The following is a 23,690-nucleotide window of genomic DNA, read 5'->3' as shown; positions in this document are numbered from 1 at the left end:
CAATTCAAAGAGTATAATTTTAACGAATATTTTATAAATCGTATTGTTTTATTTTTCGGTATAAAGTTCGTTCAGAAATACCTAATTCTTTTGCAGCTAACTTACGTTTGTTGCTGTTTTTTTCTAACGATTTTCGAATCATTTCAATTTCTTTTTCTTGTAATGATAAGTTTTCGTCTTCCTCAATTGTTTCAGCATACTCGTAATTATTTTGAGTAGATGATGATTGCGGAATTTTAACAACCTCGAAGTTATGATCTTCTGGTTTTTCTGTTTCTTGATAAATACGTTCTATTAATCCGTGATTTTCTTCTTTCACTTGTTCAGCGTCTCCGTTTTGCATTAAATCTAAAGTTAATTTTTTTAGATCGTTAATGTCGTTACGCATATCAAACAAGATTTTATACATGATGTCTCGTTCGTTCGCAAAATCAGAATTGCTAGATTGTTTACCGATTACTGCAGGAAGGTTTCCATTGTTCTTTGGAAGGTATTGCACTAGTTTTTCGGCAGTAATTAAACGACTTTCTTCTACAACAGAAATTTGTTCGGCTAAGTTTCTTAACTGACGAATGTTACCAGGAAAACGATAGTTTAACAATACTTTTGTAGCATTATCATCTAAGCGAATTGTTGGCATTCGGTACTTTTGAGCAAAATCAGAAGCAAATTTTCTAAAAAGCAAGTGAATATCTTCATTACGGTCGCGTAAAGCAGGTAAGTCGATTTCAATGGTACTTAAACGATAATATAAATCTTCTCTAAATTTTTCTTTTGAAATAGCTTGTTGCATGTTTACATTGGTAGCTGCAACAATACGAACGTCAGTTTTTTGTACTTGTGATGATCCTACTTTTATAAACTCACCATTTTCTAAAACACGTAATAAACGTACTTGTGTTGTTAATGGTAATTCACCTACTTCATCTAAAAAAATGGTTCCGCCATCCGCAACTTCAAAATACCCTTTACGAGCAGCAGTGGCTCCTGTAAAAGCGCCCTTTTCATGACCGAAAAGTTCACTGTCAATCGTTCCTTCAGGAATTGCTCCACAGTTAACAGCAATGTATTTAGCGTGTTTTCTGTGTGATAATTGGTGAATTATTCTAGGAATACTTTCTTTACCTACGCCACTTTCTCCAGTAACTAAAACTGAAATATCAGTTGGGGCTACACGGATAGATTTTTCTATAGCACGGTTTAATTGTGTATCGTTACCGATAATACCAAATCGTTGTTTTATTGCTTGTAGGTTTTCCATATTTTTTCTTTAGAATAGAGAAAAAAGAATAAGAGAAAAGGGTTGATGTTTTCTCTTGCAGCTCTTTTCTAAAAATTAATTATTATCTGAATACCCAAGCACAGTTCCTTTTAAGGTAGCCGAAGTACAATCTTCTATTTTTATCATAACAAACTCACCTAATTTATAATTTTCTTTAGGAAAAACACATACGGTGTTCTGCGTATTTCTAGCTTTCCATTCATTCGGGTTCTTTTTAGAAGTTCCTTCAATTAAGAATTCTTCAGTTTTTCCTAAATGTTGTTGTGTTCTATATAAAGCGTGTTCTTGCTGTAAATCGATAATTTCTTGTAAACGTCTTTTCTTGGTGGCAAATGGTACATCATCTGGCATTTTCTTGGCAGCCAATGTTCCAGGTCGTTCAGAGTAAGCAAACATAAAACCGAAGTCGTATTTTACATACCTCATTAAATCCAAAGTATCTTGATGATCTTCTTCTGTTTCACCACAAAAACCAACAATCATATCTTGTGATAAAGACATTTCTGGAATTATTTTAAAGATATTGTCAACCAATTCTTTGTATTCTTCACGAGTGTGTTGACGGTTCATGGCTTTTAACATTGCATTACTTCCACTTTGCACAGGTAGGTGAAGGTATTTACAAATGTTTTTATGTTTTGCCATGGTGTGAATTACGTCTAAACTCATGTCTTGCGGATTTGAGGTTGCAAAACGGAACCTCATTTTAGGAAACTCAGTAGCACACATGTCTAGTAACTGAGCAAAATCTACAGCAGTAGCTTGTGCTATTTCAGAAGCTTTAGTAAAATCTTTTTTCAATCCACCACCATACCATAAATAGCTATCTACATTTTGACCAAGTAAAGTAATTTCTTTAAAGTTTTGATCATGCATCGATTTAATTTCCTCTAAAACACTTTTAGGATCTCTACTTCTTTCGCGACCACGTGTAAACGGAACCACACAAAAAGTACACATATTATCGCAACCACGAGTAATAGATACAAAGGCAGAAACCCCGTTAGAATTTAAACGAACCGGAGCAACATCACCATAAGTTTCTTCTTTAGATAAAATTACGTTTATAGCATCTCTACCAGCATCAATCTCCTCTAATAGGTTTGGTAAATCTCTATATGCATCTGGTCCTACAACCAAATCAACGATTTTTTCTTCTTCTAAAAATTTTTCTTTTAAACGTTCGGCCATACAACCAAGAACACCAACTTTCATCGTCGGATTTGTTTTTTTAACAGCGTTGTATTTTTGTAAACGTTTACGAATTGTAGTTTCGGCTTTCTCTCTAATAGAACATGTATTTACTAAAACTAAATCGGCTTCTTCTAGAACTTGTGTGGTGTTAAAACCTTGTTCTGCTAAAATAGAAGCTACAATTTCGCTGTCGTTCATGTTCATTTGACAACCGTAACTCTCTATAAATAATTTTTTAGTGTTCTCTTTTTTCGTCTCAGTAACAAGAGCTTGCCCTTGTACTTTTTCATCTATAACCTTCTCAGTGTGCTCCATATTCATATTAAAAATGGAGGCAAAGATACAACCAAAATATAAAAATTATGACAAATTGGCAGAAATTTATTGTTAATTTAGAATCGATTTTAAACCTTAAGTGCAACAAAAAGTTTTTTTTTAAAAAAAACATTCTACTTTTGCAAATTCCAAGCATCATTATATATCTGATGTAAAAAGAGATAATTGAAAAGAGATATGGCAAAGAATTTAGTTATAGTTGAGTCACCTGCAAAGGCAAAAACAATTGAGAAATTTTTAGGTAAAGATTTTCAAGTAGAATCTAGCTATGGTCATATCGCAGATTTACCATCGAAAGAATTAGGAATTGATGTTGATGGCGATTTTAGTCCGAAATACATTGTTTCTGATGATAAGAAGCCCGTTGTTAAGAAGTTAAAAGCTTTAGCAAAAAAAGCAGAAACTGTTTGGTTAGCGAGTGATGAGGATCGAGAGGGTGAAGCAATTGCTTGGCATTTAAAAGAACAATTAAAATTAAATGATGACAATACAAAACGTATTGTTTTTCACGAGATAACAAAAAATGCCATTTTAAAAGCAGTCGAAAATCCAAGAGATATAGACTATAATATGGTAAACGCACAACAAGCGCGTAGAGTTTTAGATAGGCTTGTTGGGTATGAATTATCGCCTGTTTTATGGCGTAAAGTAAAAGGAGGTTTGTCTGCAGGGAGGGTACAATCTGTAGCAGTTCGTTTAATTGTAGAAAGAGAACGAAGTATTCTTGATTTTAAATCAGAAACTCATTATAAAGTAGTTGCTCAGTTTTCTAACACAGAAGGTAAAACTTTTAAGGCTACAATTCCGAAGAATTTCGATTCAAAAAAATCAGCAGAAGATTTCTTGAAGTCTTGCGCAAAAGCAGACTTCTCTATTGCTGATTTAACTAAAAAACCAGCAAAAAAATCTCCAGCAGCACCATTTACAACATCAACACTACAGCAAGAAGCTTCTAGAAAATTAGGTTTTCCTGTAGCGAAAACAATGCAAGTAGCACAGCGTTTATATGAAGCCGGTTTAATTACTTATATGAGAACAGATAGTGTAAACTTATCTGTAGACGCAAGAAATGCTGCTGAAGAAGAAATTAGTAACTATTACGGAAAGGAATATAGTAAGCAACGTGTCTTTAAGTCGAAGGCAAAAGGAGCTCAAGAAGCCCATGAAGCAATTCGTCCTACTGAGATGAAAAAACACTCTATAAATAGTGAGTACGATCAAACAAGGTTGTATGACTTAATATGGAAAAGAACATTGGCTTCTCAAATGAGTGATGCACAATTAGAGCGCACCAATGTTAAAATAGAGAACTCAGGAAATAAAAAGATATTCACTGCAAACGGTGAAATGATAAAGTTTGATGGTTTCTTAAAAGTATATTTAGAAGGAACAGATAACGAAGAAGAAGAGCAGGCAGGAATGCTACCAAATTTAAAGACAGGTGAAAGCTTAGAATATATATATATAAACGCAACACAGCGTTTTACAAGCGCACCTTACCGTTTTACAGAGGCATCTTTAGTAAAACAATTAGAAGAGTTAGGTATTGGTAGACCATCAACATATGCACCAACAATTTCTACCGTTCAACGAAGAGGTTATGTAGAAAAAGGTGATAATGAAGGGGTAGAGAGAAATTACGAACAAATGATTTTGTCTAACGGAACTGTAGAAAGTGAAATGTTGACGGAAAAAACAGGTTCAAATAAAAACAAATTAGTACCTACAGATATAGGAAATATTGTGAATGATTTCTTAGTTGCAAATTTTTCAAATATTCTTGACTTCGGATTTACAGCAAGAGTTGAAAATTCTTTTGATGATATTTCAGAAGGAGATGAAGACTGGATAGAAATGATAAAAGGTTTCTATACTAAATTTCATGAAAACGTAGAAGATGTTAAGGAAAATGCAGAAAGAGAAAGTGGAGAGCGTATTTTAGGAAAGCATCCAGAATCAGGAAAAACAGTTTTAGTACGTTTAGGTAAGTTTGGGCCAATAGCACAAATTGGAGCTCCCGAAGATGAAGAGAAGCAATTTGCAAGTTTAAACAAAGATCAAAACCTTGGTACAATAACCATGGAAGAGGCATTAGAATTGTTTTTGCTTCCGAAAAACTTAGGAGCTTTTCAGGATGAAGAAGTAATTGTTTCTAATGGTCGTTTTGGACCGTATATTAAATTCGGCGCAATGTTCGTGTCTTTAGATAAAGGCGAAAATCCGATGGAAGTAGATTTGCCAAGAGCTGAAGAATTGATTGTTGCAAAGCAAAAAGCAGATGCGCCAATTTATCATTACGAAGATTTACCAGTTCAAAAAGGAGTAGGTCGTTTTGGTCCATTCCTAAAATGGAACTCAATTTTTATCAACGTAAGTAAAAAATACGATTTCGATAATCTTTCAGATGAAGATATTATTGAGTTGATTGAGGTTAAAAAGCAAAAGGAAATAGATAAAGTTCTTCATAACTGGGAAGATGTTGGTATTCGAGTAGAAAAAGCTCGTTGGGGTCGTTTTAATGTGATTAAAGGTAAAATTAAAGTTGAATTACCGAAAACTACAGAGATCGAGAAGATGAAGAAAGAAGAAGCAGTTAAGTTAATAGAGGCTAAAACACCTAAAAAGAAAACTGCGAAAAAGAAGGTCGTTAAAAAGAAAGTAGCGAAAAAGAAATAAAGTTTAGTATATTGCCAATTCCCTAGTCCCCAAAAAAGATGAGTTTTAATTTTTTTACACCTATTAAAAGTACCGTGGTTGCACATCTAATGTCGCAATCAGCAGCATCTTTAGGGCATAAAATTGAGGCCTACACTTTAGAAAATGGATTTCCTGATTTATCGGGTGTCAATATTGCTGTCATAGGTGTTAAAGATGGTAGAGGAGCTAATGAGAATGAAGGTTGTGGAGAGGAGTTACAATATATTCGTGAAAAACTATATGAATTATTTCCTGGTAATTGGCATACTAAAATAGCCGATTTAGGAAATATAGAACAAGGTAGCACGCCAAAAGATACTTGTTTTGCCGTAGCATCATCTATAGAAGCTTTATTAAAGAAAAATATAATCCCGATATTAATTGGTGGGAGTCAAGATATAACGTACGCAAACTATAGATCTTACGATTCTTTAGAACAAACCGTAAACTTAGTGTCTGTAGATAGTCGATTTGATATTGGTTCTATAGATGAGGAGTTATCTTCTAAATCATTTTTAAGTAAAGTGATTATGGAGCAGCCAAATAATTTGTTTAACTATAGTAACATAGGCTATCAAACGTATTTTAATTCACAAGACGAAATACAACTACTTGATAAATTATATTTTGATGCTTTTAGGTTAGGTGAAGTAAAAGATGTAACTTTAGTGGAGCCTATAATGAGAGATGCAGATATTGTTAGTGTAGATATTGGCTGCGTTCGTCAAAGTGAAGCGCCAGCAAATAATAACGCATCACCAAACGGTTTTTATGGAGAAGAAATCTGTGCAATCGCAAGATATGCAGGGATTAGTGATAAAGTAACTTCATTTGGAATTTATGAGTATAATCATAGGTTAGATTCAAACAATCAAACAGCAAGCTTAATTGCTCAAATGATTTGGTATTTTATTGAAGGAGTTAATGCCAGAGCAAAAGATTATCCGTTTGTAACAAAAGAAAATTATCAAAAATTCACGGTACTTTTAAGTGATGATGATCCTATAAACTTTTATAAAAGTGATAAAAGTGGTCGTTGGTGGATGGAAATAAATTTAATTTCGAATAATAAACACAAAAGACATGCGTTAATACCATGTAACTATAAAGATTACGAGCAGGCGTTAAAAAGAAAGATGCCTGATAGATGGTTTAAAGCACAGCAAAAGCTTGTTTAAAACCTATTTATATTTGTTTTTGAAAAAATTATAACACGTAATTGTTTTTTAATAAAAAAAATAATAGGTTTACGACCTCTTTTATAAGAAAGGAATAATATGAAAAAAATAGTAATATTTGCATTGTTAGTATCTCTGATTTACGCTTGTGGTTCAAGTGGAGACAGAGGAGAGTTAGTGGGAGAGAAGTCGAAAAGAAAATGGTTTGCAGAAAAACCTTTCGGAATGGCTAAGATCCCTGGAGGTTCTTTTACGATGGGTAAGCAAGATGAAGACCCGTTGGGAGCTATGAATGCACCAACTAAAACAGTTACAGTGCAGCCTTTTTATATGGATGAGTCTGAAATTACTAATAGTGAATACAAGCAATTTGTGTTTTGGGTAAGAGATTCTATCACAAGAACAAAGTTAGCGTACCAAGCTGAATTTGCATCAGGAGGAGACATAGACCCTGCTAACGCAGGTAAAAATGCAGAAGGGATTCAATTATATGCATTTGCTTCTGCGGATACCATTAACGAATCACCATATGCAAAATATATGCGTGAAAACTATTATGAATTAGGAGAAGGAATGGATTCTTTAAAGCCATTAAATTGGCAAGAAGAACTTATATGGGAACAGCAAGAATATCCTGATGTTGATTATGTAGAAGTGATGGATTCTTTATACCTTAAAAAAGATGAAGCTTTAAACGGAATAAGAACATTTAACACAAAACTATTAAACTATAGATATTACTGGTTCGATAACGAACAAGCTGCTAAAACAGGTAAAAATAGAAAAGACTTCATGAAAGATGAAGTTATTAATGTATACCCGGACACTACAGTGTGGATTAAAGATTTTAATTATTCATACAACGATCCAATGCACCAAGAATATTTTGCTCACAAAGCTTATGAAAATTATCCTGTAGTTGGTGTAACTTGGAACCAAGCAAAAGCATTTTGTCACTGGAGAACACAAACAAAAAATAACTTTCAACGTTCTAGAAAGAAATTAGGATTAGTTCCTTCTTTTAGATTACCAACTGAAGCAGAATGGGAATATGCTGCTCGTGGTGGATTAAACTATGGTAAATACCCTTGGGGTGGGCCAAGTACAACAAGTGATAGAGGTTGTTTTTTAGCTAACTTTAAACCCGTTAGAGGAGATTATGCTGCAGATGGAGCTTTATATACTGTAGAAGCTGTTTCTTTTAATCCGAATGAATATGGATTGTATAATATGGCTGGTAATGTTGCCGAATGGACAAACACAGCATATAATCAAATGTCTTATTACATGGGGTCAACAATGAACCCTAATGTAGAGATTAAAGAAAATCGAAGAAAAATTATTCGTGGTGGTTCTTGGAAAGATGTGGCATACTTTTTAGAAGTAAGTTCTCGTGATTGGGAATATGCTGATACTGCTAGAAGTTATATCGGTTTTAGAACTGTACAAGATTATTTAGGTACAAATAAGAGCAAGTAATCAAACAACAATAAATATAATAATCCCCAAAAAAAAAATCAAAAAATTATGTCACAATCAAAATCAACTAAGAAAATTTTTAACATGGTCTACGGTCTGGGAGCAGCTGTAGTAATTATAGGAGCTTTATGTAAAATTCAGCACTTTTCATTTGGTCCAATTACAGGAGGTATGATTCTTACCTTAGGTCTTGTTGTAGAAGCATTAGTTTTTGCTATTTCTGCATTTGAGCCTGTTGAAGACGAATTAGATTGGACAAAAGTTTATCCAGAATTATCAGATGGACAATCTTTAGGTAAGAAAGGTAAAGAGTCTTCTCCTGAAGAAGCACAAAGTATGTTGTCTCAAAAATTAGATGGTATTTTAAAAGAAGCAAAATTAGATGCAACTTTAATTTCTAGTTTAGGAGATAGTATTAAAAACTTCCAAGGAGCAGCAGAAGGATTAACAGCTACTTCTAAAACAGTATCTTCTACGAATCAATATAATGAGCAAATGTCTATGGCAGCTGCAAAATTAGAATCTTTAAACGGGTTGTATACTACACAGGTAGAAAATGCAGGTAAACAAGCTGATTTAAATTCTGCTTTAGTTGAAAATTCTCAACGTTTACAAGAACAAATGCAATCATTAGCAACTAACTTATCTTCTTTAAACGGAGTATATGGTGGAATGTTAACTGCAATGTCAACTAAATAATTAATTAGTTTATCTAATTTTTTTATTAACTAAACAAACTAATTAAAGATGGCAGGAGGAAAACAGTCACCAAGGCAAAGGATGGTAAACTTAATGTACCTTGTATTTATTGCAATGTTAGCAATGAACATGAGTAAAGAAGTTCTATCAGCATTTGGATTAATGAATGAGAAATTATCGGAATCTAATATTAGAGCAACCGAGAAAAATAAAGCATCGTACGATCTTTTAGCACTTAAAGCAGCTGAACAAGCAAAGCAATATGGTGAAGCTAAAGAGAAAACAGATAAGCTTAGAGCTATGGCTGATGAGTTTTTTGTCTATATAGGAGATTTGAAAACTCAAATGACTACAGAGATAGAGGATAAGAAAGCTTATGAATCTATGGATAAGTCTGGTTTCTTAGATCAATACTTTTTCGCAGGTGGAAAAATCACCGCAAAAGGAAAAGAATTTGTAGATAAAATGAATCAGTTTAGAGAGCAATCTTTAGTTGTTTTAGGTGAGTCTGAATTATCTAGCGTAGTTGCAGCTCGCTTTAAAACTGATGATGTGAAAACGCAAGGAGTAACAAAAAATTGGTTAAAGTATAACTATGAAGGTTTTCCTTTAATAGCATCATTAACCAAATTAACACAGATTCAGGCAGATATTAAAACTACTGAAGCTGATGCTTTAACAGCATTGTTACAAGGTGAGTTAGAAAGTGCAGTATCAATGACAAACTATGATGCCATGGTTATTTTTGATAAAAACGCTTACTACCCTGGTGAAAAATTATCAGGTAGAATTGTTTTAGGAAAAAATGATCCTAACTTAACGGCAGAAAAAGTTATCGTTAACGGTGAAGAAATGCCAGCTGATAAAATTCAAGCAGGTCAAGTTATCTTAGATGGGCCAGCAGGTTCTGTAGGTGATAAGGAATTAAAAGGAGAGTTTCAGTTTATGGAAAACGATTCTTTAGTAACCATTCCTATTTTAGGAGGTTATTCAGTAATTCCTAAGCCAAATGAAGCAGTTGTTTCTGCTGATAAAATGAATGTTGTATACCGTGGGTTATCTAATCCATTAACAATATCGGTACCAGGAGTTTCAGGAAATAAAGTTTCTGCATCTGCACCAGGTTTAAGAAGAGTTAAAGGAGATAAATATGTTATGAACCCAGGTAAAGGAACAGAAGTAACTATTAGAGTTTCTGCAACATTACCAGGAGGAGGGAAAATTAGTACTCCTAAGAAATACAGAATTAAAGACATACCACCAGCGGTAGGTATGGTAAGAGGTCAGTATGGTACAGTAAAAATGCCTAAAGCAAGTGTTGCTAGAATTAGCGTTGCAGCTGGTTTGCCAGATTTCTTATTCGATTTAAAATTAAATGTATCTAGTTTTAAAATTAAAGTTCCAGGGCAGTTAACTATTCCAGTTAACGGTAGGACTTTAACAGCTAGAGCAAAACAGGCACTGGCTAAAGCTAGAAGAAATGATGTAATTACTATTTATGATATTAAAGCATCAGTTTCAGGTTCTAACTACAAGATTAAGAAAGTATTACCTGTAAGTATTGAGATTACTAATTAATAAGTAAAAATTTAAAGTATGAATTGGAAGCGTTTTTATATGGTTTTATTTGCTCTTGCAACAACAGGTTTTGCAAGTGCACAAGCTAACCTCTTAAATTCTCAAAAGGTTGAAGAGATTGGATTTAAATCTGAAGCCCAAATTGCTTCAGAAGATGACAAACCACTTCCTTATGGCTATATAAGCGATAGAGATGTGTTATGGTCTAAAGTGGTGTGGGAATATGTAGATTTAAATCAAAAAATTAATTTACCTTATTATTACCCAATTGATACTACAAGTGCTGGTTTAACGAGACGTTCATTATTTGATACCTTATTAAAAGGTATTAGTAACGGGGAAATCACTGAAGTATATAATGATTCTTATTTCACCATGAAAATTGGTATCAATGAAATTAAAGATAAAACCTATATGGAACGTGACGATGGTTACGGAAATATGGATCCTTATTCAATACAATCTGCTGATATTAAAGGATACTTAATTAAAGGTCTTTGGTATTTCGATAAACGAGGAGGAGAGTTAAAGTATCGTATGCTTGCATTAGCTCCTATGGGACCAGATGTACAAGTATTAGGTGTTGAGGAAATTGATGATAGAGAAAATGTATATGAATTATTCTGGGTGTTTTTCCCTGATGCTAGAGAAACATTACATGATTCTAAAGTTTTCAATCCAAAAAACTCAGCACATCCATTATCGTATGACAACTTGTTAAACGCTAGAAGATTTACTTCTACAATAATGAAAGAAGAGAATATTTACGGAGACAGATCTATTAAAGATTATGTTAGAGGTAATTCTTTATTTCAATTATTAGAAGCGGATAGAGTTAAAGAAAGTATTCGTGACCGTGAAATGGATATGTGGAATTACTAATTTCATACTTCTTATAAAATTTAAAAAGAGCTTGCATTGCAAGCTCTTTTTTGTGGTAATAAATAGTATTTTTGAAGTATGAATATTGATGTAGATTATATTATTGTTGGTTTAGGCTTGGCAGGAATCGCTTTTGCAGAAGAATTACAGAAAGCTAATAAATCATTTGTGATTTTTGAAGATAATTCGCAAACTTCTTCTTTAGTAGCTGGTGGAGTATATAATCCTGTTATATTAAAACGTTTTAATGCAGCTTGGAACGCTCATAATATGATACAAACGGCTTTACCATTCTATAAAGATTTAGAGCATAAGTTAAAAGTAAAATTAGATTACAAATTCGCGATTAAAAAAGCTTTCTCTAGTATTGGAGATGAGAATAATTGGTTTGCAGCTATGGATAAACCAACGCTATCACATTATATGAACCCAACAGTTAAGAAAGATAAAATAGAAGGTGTTGTAGGTGATTTTGGTTTTGGAGAATTAACAGGAACAGGGAGAATAGACACAGAAACACTCGTTAATTCATATAGAGATTATATAAAAAAATCAAATAGATTGATTGAGCAGTCCTTTGAATATAATCAGTTAGATACGTCAAAAGGAAAGGTTCAATATCAGCATATCAATGCAAATAAAATTGTTTTTTGTGAGGGATTTGGAATAAAAAAGAACCCGTTTTTTAATTACTTACCGTTAAGTGAGGTAAAAGGAGAATCGATAGTAATACATGCACCAACCTTAAAAATTGATTTTTTGTTAAAATCAGGTTTCTTTGTAATGCCAATAGGCAATGATAACTATAAAGTTGGCGCTACTTTTAATTGGACAGATAAAACATGTGATCCGACAGCAGAAGCTAGGCATGAATTAGAAGAAAAATTAAAGAAAATAATTACAGTGCCTTATACCATAAAAGATCATACAGCAGGAATTAGACCAACTGTAAGTGATAGAAGACCAATGATAGGTGTTCATCCAAAACATAACCAATTAGTTGTTTTAAATGGTTTGGGAACACGAGGTGTTATGATTGGTCCAACAATCGCTAAGAACTTATTTAATCACTTAGAAAGCGCAGAAGAGTTAGATAAAGAAACAGATATTAAAAGATTTGTTGATTAATTACCTTTCAGACTGTAATTCTTTTGCTTTTTTATTGTAACTAATAAACATATTTATCCAAATAATTCTAGATAAACGTAATGTAAAAGGTATCAATAATAAAGAAACTATAATGATAGAGATAAAGCTTTGCAGTATTGTTAGCCCAAAAATCATTTTAGAAATAATAAAAACAGCTACAAATAAGGCAACTGATAGGCCGTAGTTTACATACATGGCACCAAAGAAAAAAGAAGGTTCCATCATATATTTTAAATTGCAACTCGGGCAGTTATCATGCAATTGTGTTATTTTTTTAGGGTTAATTGTAATGTTATACTTAAAGAACTCCCCTTCGTTACAACGTGGACATTTACCTTTTAAAACACTGTATAACTTTGTTCCTTTTCTAATCATAATTTAAGTAGCTTTGCGCTTTTCAAAATTACGCAAAAAATATGTTAAACGTACACAATTTATCAGTCTCTTTTATGGGAACTGATTTGTTTTCTGGAATTACTTTTAAATTAAATAAAGGTGATAGAATCGGATTGATTGGTAAGAATGGAGCCGGGAAATCTACACTTTTAAAAGTACTTTCTAAAGACATAGAAACCAGTGGTGGTACGATGGCTTTTGATAAAGATATTCGAATGGGGTTTTTACGTCAGGATATTGATTTTGTAGAAGGAAGAACCATTTTAGAAGAAGCATACCAAGCGTTTGAAGAAATTAAAGAAATTGAGTTAAAGTTAGATGATATTAACAATCAGCTAGCTACAAGAACCGATTATGAAAGTGAAGAGTATAGTCAGCTAATTATCGATTTAACGGATCTTACAGAGCGATATGAGCTTTTAGGAGGATATAATTATCAAGGAGATACCGAGAAAATTTTACAAGGTTTAGGTTTTCAGCGTGAAGATTTTGATAAGTTAACCAATACTTTTTCTGGTGGATGGAGAATGCGTATAGAATTGGCAAAATTGTTATTGCAAGATAATGATATTCTGCTTTTAGATGAGCCAACAAATCATTTAGATATCGAATCAATTATTTGGTTAGAGAACTTTTTAAAATCATATTCTGGCGCTATTGTATTGGTTTCGCATGATAAGATGTTTTTAGATAATGTAACCAATCGTACGATTGAAATTTCTTTAGGGCAGATTTATGACTATAAAAAACCCTATTCTGAATTTTTGGTTTTAAGAGCCGAAATTAAAGAAAAACAATTACAAGCGCAGAAAAATCAAGAGAAAGAAATTAAGCAAAAACAACACTTAATCAATAAGTTTAAAGCGAAAGCAAGTAAAGCTTCGATGGCGCAATCGTTAATGAAGCAGCTAGATAAAGTAGAACTTATTGAGGTTGATGGAGATGATAATGCGGCAATGAATGTTCGTTTTAATATTTCTAAAGAACCAGGTAAAATTATTGTTGAAGCTGATGGTTTAAGTAAAAGTTACGGAGATAAGCATGTTTTAGAGGATGTAGATTTAATGATTGAGCGTAACAGTAAAATTGCTTTTGTTGGTCAAAACGGACAAGGGAAATCTACTTTAGCAAAAATGATGGTTGGTGAAATTCCGTTTATAGGAAATCTAAAACTAGGACATAATGTAGAAATAGGATATTTCGCACAAAATCAATCAGAAGAATTACCGCCGGAGAAAACAGTTTTAGAAATCATGGAAGATGCTGCTTCGGATACAAACCGAATGCGTGTTAGAGATATGTTAGGGTCGTTTTTATTCGGTGGAGATGCTGTAGACAAAAAAGCAAAAGTATTATCGGGTGGAGAACGTAACCGTTTAGCTTTATGTAAATTATTATTATCACCTTTTAACGTGTTAATAATGGATGAGCCAACAAACCACTTAGATATCGCCTCTAAAACAGTATTAAAAACAGCTTTAAAAAACTTTGACGGAACTTTAATTGTAGTTTCTCATGATAGAGATTTCTTACAAGGATTAACATCAACTGTTTACGGATTTAAAGACAAGGTTATTAAAGAGTATTTAGGAGATATTGATTATTTCTTAGATCAGCATAAAATGGAAAACCTTAGAGAAGCTGAAAAAAGAACAGTTGTTAAAGTTGAAAAACCAACAGCCAAAAAAGAAGCACAAGAGTTATCTAGAGAGCAAGAAAAAGAGTTAAAAAAATTGAAGAATAAACTTTCTAAAACAGAAAGAGATATTGCTGATTTAGAAAAAGATATTGAAAAAATAGATTTAGAATTAGCAAATAATTATGATGAAGTTTCTGCTCGTCCTAATTTCTTTGAGAAATATAAAGCAAAAAAAGCAAGTTTAGAAAAATTAATGACTGATTGGGAAAAAATAGAAGAACAGATTTCTGATTTTTAGCAGTTTATTCATTTTTTATTCTAATAGTAACAGCGGTTTTGTTTTTTAAACAAAACCGCTGTTACTATTTAAAATTATTATAGAGCTCAAAATAACTTATTTTGTATACAGCTAAAGCAACTAATTTTTGAAAAGAGTTTAGAGATATTATTAACTATAATGTGTTTTTCTGTTGTGAAATCAACTTTAAATTAGTTGTTTATTAATAAACCTTTCTCTTATTTTTACACCATTAAAATTTCTGTATTGAACGATATTAATAATCTTTTATTTAATCAGGTTTTTAAAACTGAAAATCAACAAATTTTTCTTCCTATTTTAGAAGAGAAAAAAGTGGCGTTGTTTATAAAACGAGAAGATAAAATACATCCATTTGTTTCAGGAAATAAGTTTCGTAAATTGAAATATAATATTGAGGCTGCAAAAAATCAACATAAAAAAGTGTTGTTAACTTTTGGAGGCGCTTTTTCTAATCATATTGTAGCAACGGCAATAGCCGGGAATTTATCAGGTTTTAAAACTATCGGGATAATTCGCGGAGATGAATTGGGTAAGAACCTCGAAAAAACGTTGGCAGGAAATTCAACCTTAAAAGAAGCCTATAAAAACGGAATGCATTTTAAGTTTGTTTCGAGAGAAGCATATCGAAATAAAACATCCGAAGAATTTGTAAATGACTTAAAAAATGAGTTTGGTGATTTTTATTTAATTCCTGAAGGCGGAACAAATGAGCTGGCAATTAAAGGATGTGAAGAGATCTTAACAGAAGAAGATAAGAATTTCGATTATATTTGTGCTGCAATTGGAACTGGAGGAACAATTTCTGGATTGATAAATGCAGCAAAAAAGCATCAAGAAGTAATTGGTTTTCCTGCATTAAAAGGTGATTTCCTACAAAAAGAAATTGAACAATTAACAATAAATAAAGTTAATTGGAGTTTACAAACCGAATATCATTTTGGAGGTTATGGAAAATATAATACAGATTTAATTCGTTTTATAAACGAGTTTAATGAGCTAACAAAAGTTCAGTTAGATCCTATTTACACGAGTAAAATGCTGTTCGGAATTATAGAAATGATTAAAAAAAATGAGTTTCCAGAAAATAGTAAAATTGTAGCAATTCATACAGGAGGTTTACAGGGAATTACAGGATTTAATCAGAAGTTGAAAAATAAAAATCAAGCATTAATAAAAATTTAATGAAAATAAAATCAGTTTTATACATAGCAATAAGTACTCTTTTTTTAGTGAGTTGTGGTTCTAACAAAAATATGGTTACTAAAAACCGAAAAAAAGTGGTGTTGCAAGAAAGAGAAGAAGTATATCCTGTAATACCTCAGCTAGAGCAAGTAAATAAACCTTTAAAAACAAGCTCTAATCACACAGTTGCATACATTGAAAAATTTGCACCAATTGCAGTAAAGAAAATGTATGAGCACAATATTCCTGCCAGTATTACCTTAGCGCAGGGAGTTTTAGAATCGGGTAGTGGAAGAAGTGCTTTGGCAATTAGATCTAATAATCATTTTGGTATAAAATGCCATAAAGGTTGGCAAGGAAAAAGTGTAACTCATGATGATGATGAAAAAGGAGAGTGTTTTAGAAAATATAAATACCCGCAAACATCATACGAAGATCATTCGCAGTTTTTAATCACAAGAAGTCGTTATGCAAGTTTATTTAAATTAGGGCACACTAATTATAAAGGTTGGGCTTACGGATTAAGAAAAGCAGGTTATGCGACAGATAAACGGTATCCACAAAAATTAATATCGATTATTAAAAAATATAATTTAACAAAATACGACAGAATTAAGCTTAAGAATACTACTATAACCAAAACGAGAATAGAAAACGGTTATCATAAAGTAAAAAAAGGTGATACTTTGTATTCGATATCAAGAAGATATGATTTATCGGTAAGTGAGTTGAAAAAAATTAATGAACTAAATACGAATGAAATTAGTATTGGGCAAGACTTATTAGTGAAATAAATCTTTGTGTTATTATAATAAAAAAAGCATCATTTTTAGCGCTTTGCTAAGAATGATGCTTTTTTATTTTGTTGGCGTTTACCAAGAGTATTTTTTCTTTTTAGCTTGTTTTTTTATTGCTTTAATCATTACACTTTCCAATTCGTTTTTAGTGTTCTTTTCTCGTTGTTTTTTAGCAACATATTGTTTTCTTTTTTTATCTAATAACTGAATTTCTTGTTGAATATCATTACGTTCTTTACGTTTACTATCAACATAATTTTTTATTTCTTTAGCTGATTTTTCTTGTAGGTTTTTTGGCAATTGCTTTTTCTTTAATTTACTATAATCCATTTCTTTTTCTTCAGAAGCATCAACCAAATCCCATTCGGCATTATTATATAATTTAGAACTTTTACTAACGGCACGTTTTACAACAACAACTTCATCTAAAGTTTCGGCATTAGCATCTTGTTTAGCCTGATTTGTGTATTTAGAATACCCAGCACTACCATAATGGATGTACGTTTTATTTAATCGCTTATTTAAAATAATAATATCGTTATCGTATGGTGTTACAATGTGTACAATATTCTTTGTATGATTAATAGTCATATAATCTCCACCACCGTAAACTGCTCCGTCTTGCCACATGCCAGAAACACCTTGGTTGTAATCACCGCAAAAAATAGTATTCACCGTAATGTCATTCTCTTTAGCGCTGGTAATGGCATCTTTATAATTTAATTTTCCTTGTGTAAAAGGTTCGTTTCCTGCGATAAAAATCATTTTTAAATCACGTTTATTGTTTCCCCATTCTAATTCATTTAAAGAAGTCTGAATTACTTGTCCGCAAAACTCGCTACCACCATTGGTAGTTAAAGAAAATAAATGCTCAGATATATCATCTAAATCACTTGTGAATTGTAAAACCTGTCGAATATAACCTTCGCTAGAAGAAAGTTTGCTGTTGCCATATTCATACAAAGCGATTTCTAATATAGGAGTTATTCCTTCGCATTTAGCATGCGATAATTCGTTTATAATTTCCCATAATTGTGCTTTTGCTTGGTTTATTAGTCCGTCCATACTACTACTTGTATCTAGTAGTAAAGCAACTTTGGTTGTTTGTTTTTTGATGTTTTTCTTAGGATTAACAGCATAACTTGCTATTGATATAAAAAAAGTAAAAAAGCAGATTGTTTTTAAGATGTAATTTTTCATGATTTTATGTTTTAAATTGTTTATTTAATTTCAAAACAACAGGTATAAAAAATAGTAGCTTGTCGTTTTACACTGTCAAATCTACAAGCAACTTCCTTCTTAAAAAACAGCGAATGAGTATGTTTGTAAAATGAATGAGTGAAGTGGTTTTTAAAATGAGTAAAAGCAATTATTTAGTGTTTTTCTATGCTGTTATTTAAGGAGCCTCATTTTTTGAACTCAGTTTTTGTGTGTATGTTTACAGTAATATATAAAAGATGAATAGATTTTTTAAAATAGTATTTATAGGATTTTTATTTACGTTATCTTCTGTTTTTTCTCAAGAAATTAAAGAAAGCGAACAGGAGTTTATAGTAGAAGTTCAGGTGGTAGATAAAAATACGAGAGCGCAAATTAAAGATGCGAGAGTTACGATAAACGGACGTGTTTTTAAGTTTTCAAATACAAAAGGCAGGTATCTTGTAGAAGCTAAAAAGGGAAGTGAATTAGAAGTGTCACATGTTGGTTTCGAAACTGTTTATTATACAATTATAGATAATGAAGATGTTAAGGTGTTGGTTGAAGATTTTAATGAGAAGAAAAAATCAAAAAGAAATCCTTATAGTCGAAAAATAGTAGACCTATATCCGAAATATTTAGATTCTGTAAATTTTTACAAGAAAAAAGATATAGATAAAAGTTTAACAGCTGTAGAGAAAATGCTTTTAAATTCATCTTCTAAAAGCCGAAAAGCAACTACTTATAAAGAGTTAGGTGATGTTTATTTTTACTGGAAACAATATGATTTAGCAGTTGAGAATTATAGCGTGTCTTTAAAAGAAAATAACAAAGCAAGTGTTCGGTTGTTATTAGCTAAAACACAGTTTTTAGTTAATAAATTTGATGATAGTGAAAAGAATTATCAAGAAAGTTTACAAGACGAATTAACCAATTACGAAAAGTTAAAAGGCTATGAAGGTTTGGGTGATGTGTTTATGGCAAAGAAAAATTATGCTAAAGCTACTACTAATTATACCAAAGCTTTAAAAATTGCAAAAAACGATTATGTAACACCTAAAATAACAGATTTAAACTCTAAGTTGGCAGAAGTTTTTGCCGCTCAGGGTAAAACAAAGAAAGCAGATGGTTATTTTCAGAACTCTTTAAAATTAGCATCCAAAGAAAATAAAAAAAGAGCTTTAAAAGAACAGCAAAAAGTAGCTGATTTTTATAATGAATCCCGAAGGTATGATGATGAAATTCAATTACGAAAGCAAAGTTTAGTAGCCGCAGATGATATTGTTATAGAAACAGAAGAAAAAGAATCGTTGGTAGATTCTATTACCTCTCAAAAAATAAATTACAAAATAGGAAACGCTTATATTCAAAAAGAATCTTATAACGAAGCTATTCCTTTTTTAAAGAAAAGTATAAAAGACGCCAATAGTAAAGAAGATTTAATTATCGAAAAAGATGCAACGCGTAAACTATCAGAAGTGTATGCAACTGTAGGAGATTATACAAAAGCGTTAGAGAGTTATCAAGATTATGTGAAGTTGGTGGATACTTTATATTCAAAAAAAGAACAAGAAATTCAACAAGTAAAAAGGTTCGGAAAAAAAATTGCAAACAATCAAAACCGAATCCGAAGTCTAGAAAAAGACAAGCAATTAAGCGATAGTAAAATTAGCTTGGCATATAAAGATCAGCAATTAATACAAGAAAGTAATAAACAGCAAAAACTGATTATTTATTCATTAATTGGAGGTTTCTTTTTAATGAGTTTGTTGGCGTATTTTATGTTTCGAACCAATAAGCAACAAAAATTAGCGAATAATTTATTGGCATTAAAATCGATGCGATCTCAAATGAATCCGCACTTTATATTCAACGCACTAAACTCGGTTAATAATTTTATAGCTGTAAATGATGAGAGAAGTGCGAATCGTTATTTATCTGAATTTTCAGTATTAATGCGTTCGGTTTTAGAAAATTCTGATGAAGATTTTATTCCGTTAGCAAAAGAAATAGAACTGTTAGAATTGTATGTGAAATTAGAGCATAATCGATTTAAAGAAAAGTTTGATTATAAAATGTTTGTTGATGAAAAAATCAAAAAAGAAAACTTTTCTATTCCGCCAATGTTATTGCAACCTTATATCGAAAACGCTATTTGGCACGGACTCCGTTATAAAAAAGAAAAGGGGGATTTAAAGATTTCTATGCGTCAGCAAACAGCGAATACGATTTTAATAACAGTGCAAGATGACGGAGTTGGTAGAAAGAGATCGATGGAAATGAAAACAAAACATCAGCTAAAGCAAAAATCGAAAGGAATAAGTACTATCGAAAACAGAATTGCTATTTTAAATAGTATGTACAAAGATAAAATTGATGTTACAGTTTCGAATGTTTTTGAAGATGGTAGCGGAACAAAAGTCGAACTGATTTTAAAGAAAAATTAAAGATGAAGTTAAAAGCAGTCATTATTGAAGATGAAGCTATTGGTAGAGATATTTTGCGGAATTATATAACAAAATATTGCCCAAATATTCAGTTATTAGGAGAAGCGGATAATATAAAAGACGGACAAACATTAATAGAAGAACACGAATTAGATTTGGTGTTTTTAGATGTAGAAATGCCTTACGGAAACGGATTTGACTTATTAGAAAAAATAGAAAATCAAACCTTCGAAACAATTTTTGTAACTGCCTACGATCATTATGCAATAGAAGCATTAAATAATCAAGCAACGTATTATTTATTAAAACCTATTTCGATAGATGAATTGATTAAAGCGGTAAACTTAGTTGAAGAAATTAAAACAAAAGAACAAACGTTAGAAAATACGGTTTTAACGACTAAAAGCATTGCTAATTTAAATAAGATAACGATTCCGCAACAAGATGGTTTTGAAGTTATTTCAGTTACAGATATTTTGTTTTGCAAGGCAGACGATAATTATACCGAAATCTATTTCGAAAACACCAAAAAAGTAGTTAGTAAAACCTTAAAACACTTTGATGATCTTTTAAAGGAAAGTGGTTTTGCACGTGTGCATAAATCGTATTTGGTAAACGTAAACGAAATTGTAAAATATAAAAAAGGTAAGGGCGGAAGCGTACTTTTATCTAATGGAAAAGAAGTAATGGTATCCGCATCAAAAAAAGCAAATTTATTATCATATTTTAAATAAAAAAGAATGAAAATTATAAAAGCAGTAAATGGTAAATCTCCTCAAATACCTGAAGATTGTTACATAGCAGAAAACGCCACGATTGTAGGCGATGTGCAAATGGGAAAAGAGTGCAGTGTTTGGTTTAACGCCGTAATAAGAGGCGATGTACACTATATAAAAATGGGTAATAAAGTAAATATTCAAGATGGCGCAATAATCCACGCAACCTATCAAAAATCGCCTACAACAATTGGTAATAATGTTTCTGTTGGGCATAATGCAATCGTGCACGGTTGTACCATTCACGACAATGTTTTAATAGGTATGGGAAGTATAATTATGGATGATTGCATTGTGGAGTCGAACTCGATAATAGCAGCCGGAGCAGTGGTTTCTAAAAATACGATTGTAAAAAGCGGAAGCGTTTATGCCGGTGTGCCAGCCAAAAAAATTAAAGATGTTTCTAAAGAATTAATTTCAGGAGAAATTGATAGAATTGCTAATAATTACGTAAAATATTCAAGTTGGTTTAAGGAGTAGTCGTTGGGCGTTACCTAAAGGTCGGGCTTTACGTTGTATCTTTTTTTCGTGCCTCAAAAAAGGATGTCACTTCAATCCCTAACGCAAACCTCACAAAAATTCATAAAAAAAGCTCAGTTTTGTTTCCAAAACTGAGCTTTTAATCAAAACTAACCTACTATCAATCAATACTATTTTTCTTGGTTATCACTATGTTCTTTTTTTAAACCTTTTCTGTGCTTCATTTTCTTTTTAGCTTTATGCTTTTTCTTTGCGCTCATTTTTTCGAAACGTTCGTATTGTTGTTTGTTTAAAATACGTTTCATTTCAGCTTTAAAAGCAATTTTGGAATCAAGCATTTTGTTTTGTTTTTCAAAACGTTCATCGGCAGATAGTTTAGCTCTTTTTTTACCACTTTCCTTCATTGCCTTTCTTTTCTGATGCATTTCTTTACGTTTTGCAATCTTTTCAGTTAATAAAGGAGCAATATCTCGCTGCTGAGAAGCTGTTAAATCCAACTTTAATGTCATTTTCTTAACTGCTAACTCAGTTTGTTGTTGCACAGTTAATTGCGCTAAATTATTTCTTTTTCCTTTTTGAGCTTGAGTTGTTAATGTAAACCCAATTGCTAAAACCAATACTGTTACTAATTTTTTCATATTTAAAAAATTTAAGTTTTTTAATTATTTATACATCTATGACTATGCTTCTTTAAAAAAGTTTAAATTTGAAAGTAACTTTAACATTTCTTTAATTTTTATGAAAAATACAGTCAGATTTTTATTGAAGCTGCTTTTATTAATGTTTGTAGGCTTTGTGCTCTTTTTTTTCTGGGCATCATCACCATCAATTGATGAAAAAGAGTATACTAAATTAATAGAAAAAGAAAACCCCGTTGTTGTAAAAAATGATTCAACATATAGTATTGTAACTTATAATGTTGGTTATTTAAGTGGAATGACAAATAATTTACCGGTAGCAAAACCAAAAGAGTTGTTTCAGAAAAATCAGCAAAAGGTAGAAAGTGAACTTAAAAAAGTAAATCCGGATATTATTGCTTTTCAGGAAATTGATTATAAGGCTTCAAGATCTTATAACGTAGATCAGGAAGAAGCGTTTATGAATTTAGGATATAATTATGCGGCAAGAGGTGTAAATTGGGATGAGCGCTATGTGCCTTTTCCGTATTGGCCACCAAGCATGCATTTCGGAAAAGTAATCTCGGGTCAATCAATTATCAGTAAATATAAATTAAAAGAGTACGAGCGCATTGTTTTAGAACGTGTACCAGACAATCCTTTTTATAGAGATGCTTTGTATCTAGAAAGATTGGCGCAAGTTGTAAAAGTTGTTCTAGAAGGAAAAGAAGTGGTGTTAATAAATATTCATTTAGAGGCTTTTGATAAGTCAACACGAGTGCGTCAGTTTGAGTATGTTTTAGAACTTTTTAATCAATATAAGGATAAATACCCAACAATATTATTGGGTGATTTTAATTCAAGCGCGAGAGATGAGAATGCAGCAGTTCAAAAAATATTTAAAATGAGCGGAATAGGAAACGCTGCTTTTAACGCTGTAAATCCTTCAAACACATTTAATAGTAAAAACCCTTTCGAGCGAATAGATTATATTTTTTATACAGAAAACTCTATTGAATATGTAAGTGGAAAAGTATTGAATGATTTTGAGCAAGCCTCAGATCATTTACCCGTAGAAATGCAATTCAGATTAAAATAAAACTTAAAAAATCATTGCTAAAACAATGAGTTTTTTATGTTGTAAAAACAAAAAACCCGAACAAATGTTCGGGTTTTTTCGGTGGTGCCTCCAGGAATCGAACCAGGGACACAAGGATTTTCAGTCCTTTGCTCTACCAACTGAGCTAAGGCACCGTTGAATGCTTATTTAAGTAACAAAATAAAATTCACAATTAGATTGAGAAAATTATAGTGGTGCCTCCAGGAATCGAACCAGGGACACAAGGATTTTCAGTCCTTTGCTCTA

General features: G+C 31.8%; 19 protein-coding genes and 1 tRNA gene. 14 read left to right on the top strand and 6 right to left on the bottom strand.

Annotation, left to right across the window (positions count from 1 at the left end):
• Window positions 1-31 precede the first annotated feature (31 nt).
• Window positions 32-1,261, bottom strand: coding sequence for a sigma 54-interacting transcriptional regulator (locus P2G10_RS10655; RefSeq protein WP_218771368.1), 1,230 nt, complete (start codon window positions 1,259-1,261; stop codon window positions 32-34).
• 75 nt (window positions 1,262-1,336) lie between these two features.
• Window positions 1,337-2,791, bottom strand: coding sequence for a tRNA (N6-isopentenyl adenosine(37)-C2)-methylthiotransferase MiaB (gene miaB / locus P2G10_RS10650; RefSeq protein ID WP_218773501.1), 1,455 nt, complete (start codon window positions 2,789-2,791; stop codon window positions 1,337-1,339).
• A gap of 198 nt (window positions 2,792-2,989) precedes the next feature.
• Here miaB and topA point away from each other — a divergent pair, with 198 nt between their 5' ends.
• From topA to P2G10_RS10615, 7 genes are all read left to right on the top strand, one after another.
• Window positions 2,990-5,488: a type I DNA topoisomerase gene (gene topA, locus P2G10_RS10645; protein WP_275316541.1), complete on the top strand. Its 2,499-nt coding sequence runs from the start codon at window positions 2,990-2,992 to the stop codon at window positions 5,486-5,488.
• Window positions 5,489-5,526: 38 nt separating this feature from the next.
• Complete coding sequence (locus P2G10_RS10640) at window positions 5,527-6,687, top strand: formimidoylglutamase (protein ID WP_275316540.1); 1,161 nt, start codon at window positions 5,527-5,529, stop codon at window positions 6,685-6,687.
• Window positions 6,688-6,786: 99 nt separating this feature from the next.
• On the top strand, window positions 6,787-8,166 hold the full coding sequence (gene porK / locus P2G10_RS10635; RefSeq protein WP_218771365.1) for a T9SS ring complex lipoprotein PorK/GldK: 1,380 nt from the start codon (window positions 6,787-6,789) through the stop codon (window positions 8,164-8,166).
• A gap of 48 nt (window positions 8,167-8,214) precedes the next feature.
• Window positions 8,215-8,865: a type IX secretion system motor protein PorL/GldL gene (gene porL / locus P2G10_RS10630; protein WP_218771364.1), complete on the top strand. Its 651-nt coding sequence runs from the start codon at window positions 8,215-8,217 to the stop codon at window positions 8,863-8,865.
• 48 nt (window positions 8,866-8,913) lie between these two features.
• Window positions 8,914-10,443 carry a type IX secretion system motor protein PorM/GldM gene (gene porM, locus P2G10_RS10625; RefSeq protein WP_275316538.1) on the top strand — a complete coding sequence of 510 codons (1,530 nt, stop codon included), beginning with the start codon at window positions 8,914-8,916 and terminating at the stop codon, window positions 10,441-10,443.
• Between the two features lie 18 nt (window positions 10,444-10,461).
• Window positions 10,462-11,325, top strand: coding sequence for a type IX secretion system ring subunit PorN/GldN (gene porN / locus P2G10_RS10620; protein WP_275316537.1), 864 nt, complete (start codon window positions 10,462-10,464; stop codon window positions 11,323-11,325).
• A gap of 78 nt (window positions 11,326-11,403) precedes the next feature.
• The gene (locus P2G10_RS10615) at window positions 11,404-12,453 is read left to right on the top strand and encodes an NAD(P)/FAD-dependent oxidoreductase (RefSeq protein ID WP_315943871.1); all 1,050 of its coding nucleotides are present in this window, start codon (window positions 11,404-11,406) and stop codon (window positions 12,451-12,453) included.
• Here P2G10_RS10615 and P2G10_RS10610 read toward each other — a convergent pair whose 3' ends face one another.
• The gene (locus P2G10_RS10610; protein WP_218771361.1) at window positions 12,454-12,849 is read right to left on the bottom strand and encodes a DUF983 domain-containing protein; all 396 of its coding nucleotides are present in this window, start codon (window positions 12,847-12,849) and stop codon (window positions 12,454-12,456) included. It abuts the gene before it with no gap.
• A 41-nt stretch (window positions 12,850-12,890) separates the two neighbouring features.
• Here P2G10_RS10610 and P2G10_RS10605 point away from each other — a divergent pair, with 41 nt between their 5' ends.
• From P2G10_RS10605 to P2G10_RS10595, 3 genes are all read left to right on the top strand, one after another.
• On the top strand, window positions 12,891-14,807 hold the full coding sequence (locus tag P2G10_RS10605; protein WP_218771360.1) for an ABC-F family ATP-binding cassette domain-containing protein: 1,917 nt from the start codon (window positions 12,891-12,893) through the stop codon (window positions 14,805-14,807).
• Between the two features lie 255 nt (window positions 14,808-15,062).
• Complete coding sequence (locus P2G10_RS10600; protein WP_275316581.1) at window positions 15,063-16,010, top strand: 1-aminocyclopropane-1-carboxylate deaminase/D-cysteine desulfhydrase; 948 nt, start codon at window positions 15,063-15,065, stop codon at window positions 16,008-16,010.
• Entirely contained in the window at window positions 16,010-16,804 is a 795-nt protein-coding gene (locus P2G10_RS10595) for a glucosaminidase domain-containing protein (RefSeq protein WP_275316535.1), read from the top strand. Before P2G10_RS10600 ends, P2G10_RS10595 begins: the two co-directional genes overlap by 1 nt.
• A gap of 78 nt (window positions 16,805-16,882) precedes the next feature.
• Here the strand turns inward: P2G10_RS10595 and P2G10_RS10590 are convergent, their stop codons facing one another.
• Window positions 16,883-18,007, bottom strand: a complete 1,125-nt coding sequence (locus tag P2G10_RS10590) for a vWA domain-containing protein (RefSeq protein ID WP_275316534.1) — start codon at window positions 18,005-18,007, stop codon at window positions 16,883-16,885.
• A gap of 257 nt (window positions 18,008-18,264) precedes the next feature.
• Here P2G10_RS10590 and P2G10_RS10585 point away from each other — a divergent pair, with 257 nt between their 5' ends.
• The 3 genes from P2G10_RS10585 to P2G10_RS10575 are packed head-to-tail and all read left to right on the top strand — an operon-like array spanning window position 18,265 to window position 21,707.
• Window positions 18,265-20,451, top strand: a complete 2,187-nt coding sequence (locus P2G10_RS10585; protein WP_275316533.1) for a tetratricopeptide repeat-containing sensor histidine kinase — start codon at window positions 18,265-18,267, stop codon at window positions 20,449-20,451.
• Between the two features lie 2 nt (window positions 20,452-20,453).
• Window positions 20,454-21,185 carry a LytR/AlgR family response regulator transcription factor gene (locus tag P2G10_RS10580; protein WP_275316531.1) on the top strand — a complete coding sequence of 244 codons (732 nt, stop codon included), beginning with the start codon at window positions 20,454-20,456 and terminating at the stop codon, window positions 21,183-21,185.
• Window positions 21,186-21,191: 6 nt separating this feature from the next.
• Entirely contained in the window at window positions 21,192-21,707 is a 516-nt protein-coding gene (locus P2G10_RS10575) for a gamma carbonic anhydrase family protein (RefSeq protein ID WP_275316530.1), read from the top strand.
• A gap of 170 nt (window positions 21,708-21,877) precedes the next feature.
• Here the strand turns inward: P2G10_RS10575 and P2G10_RS10570 are convergent, their stop codons facing one another.
• Window positions 21,878-22,345, bottom strand: a complete 468-nt coding sequence (locus P2G10_RS10570; RefSeq protein WP_275316529.1) for a hypothetical protein — start codon at window positions 22,343-22,345, stop codon at window positions 21,878-21,880.
• 100 nt (window positions 22,346-22,445) lie between these two features.
• On the opposite strand from P2G10_RS10570, the gene P2G10_RS10565 reads away from it, so the two are divergent.
• The gene (locus P2G10_RS10565; RefSeq protein ID WP_275316528.1) at window positions 22,446-23,423 is read left to right on the top strand and encodes an endonuclease/exonuclease/phosphatase family protein; all 978 of its coding nucleotides are present in this window, start codon (window positions 22,446-22,448) and stop codon (window positions 23,421-23,423) included.
• Window positions 23,424-23,505: 82 nt separating this feature from the next.
• Here the strand turns inward: P2G10_RS10565 and P2G10_RS10560 are convergent.
• Window positions 23,506-23,578: transfer RNA gene (locus P2G10_RS10560), tRNA-Phe, on the bottom strand.
• Between the last annotated feature and the right edge of the window lie 112 nt (window positions 23,579-23,690).

It is taken from the genome of Tenacibaculum bernardetii (genome assembly GCF_029125915.1).
In the GTDB taxonomy this organism is placed as follows: Bacteria; Bacteroidota; Bacteroidia; order Flavobacteriales; family Flavobacteriaceae; genus Polaribacter; species Polaribacter bernardetii.
The sequence above is the reverse complement of the archived record's forward strand: the minus strand, read 5'-3'. Positions and strand labels throughout refer to the sequence as shown.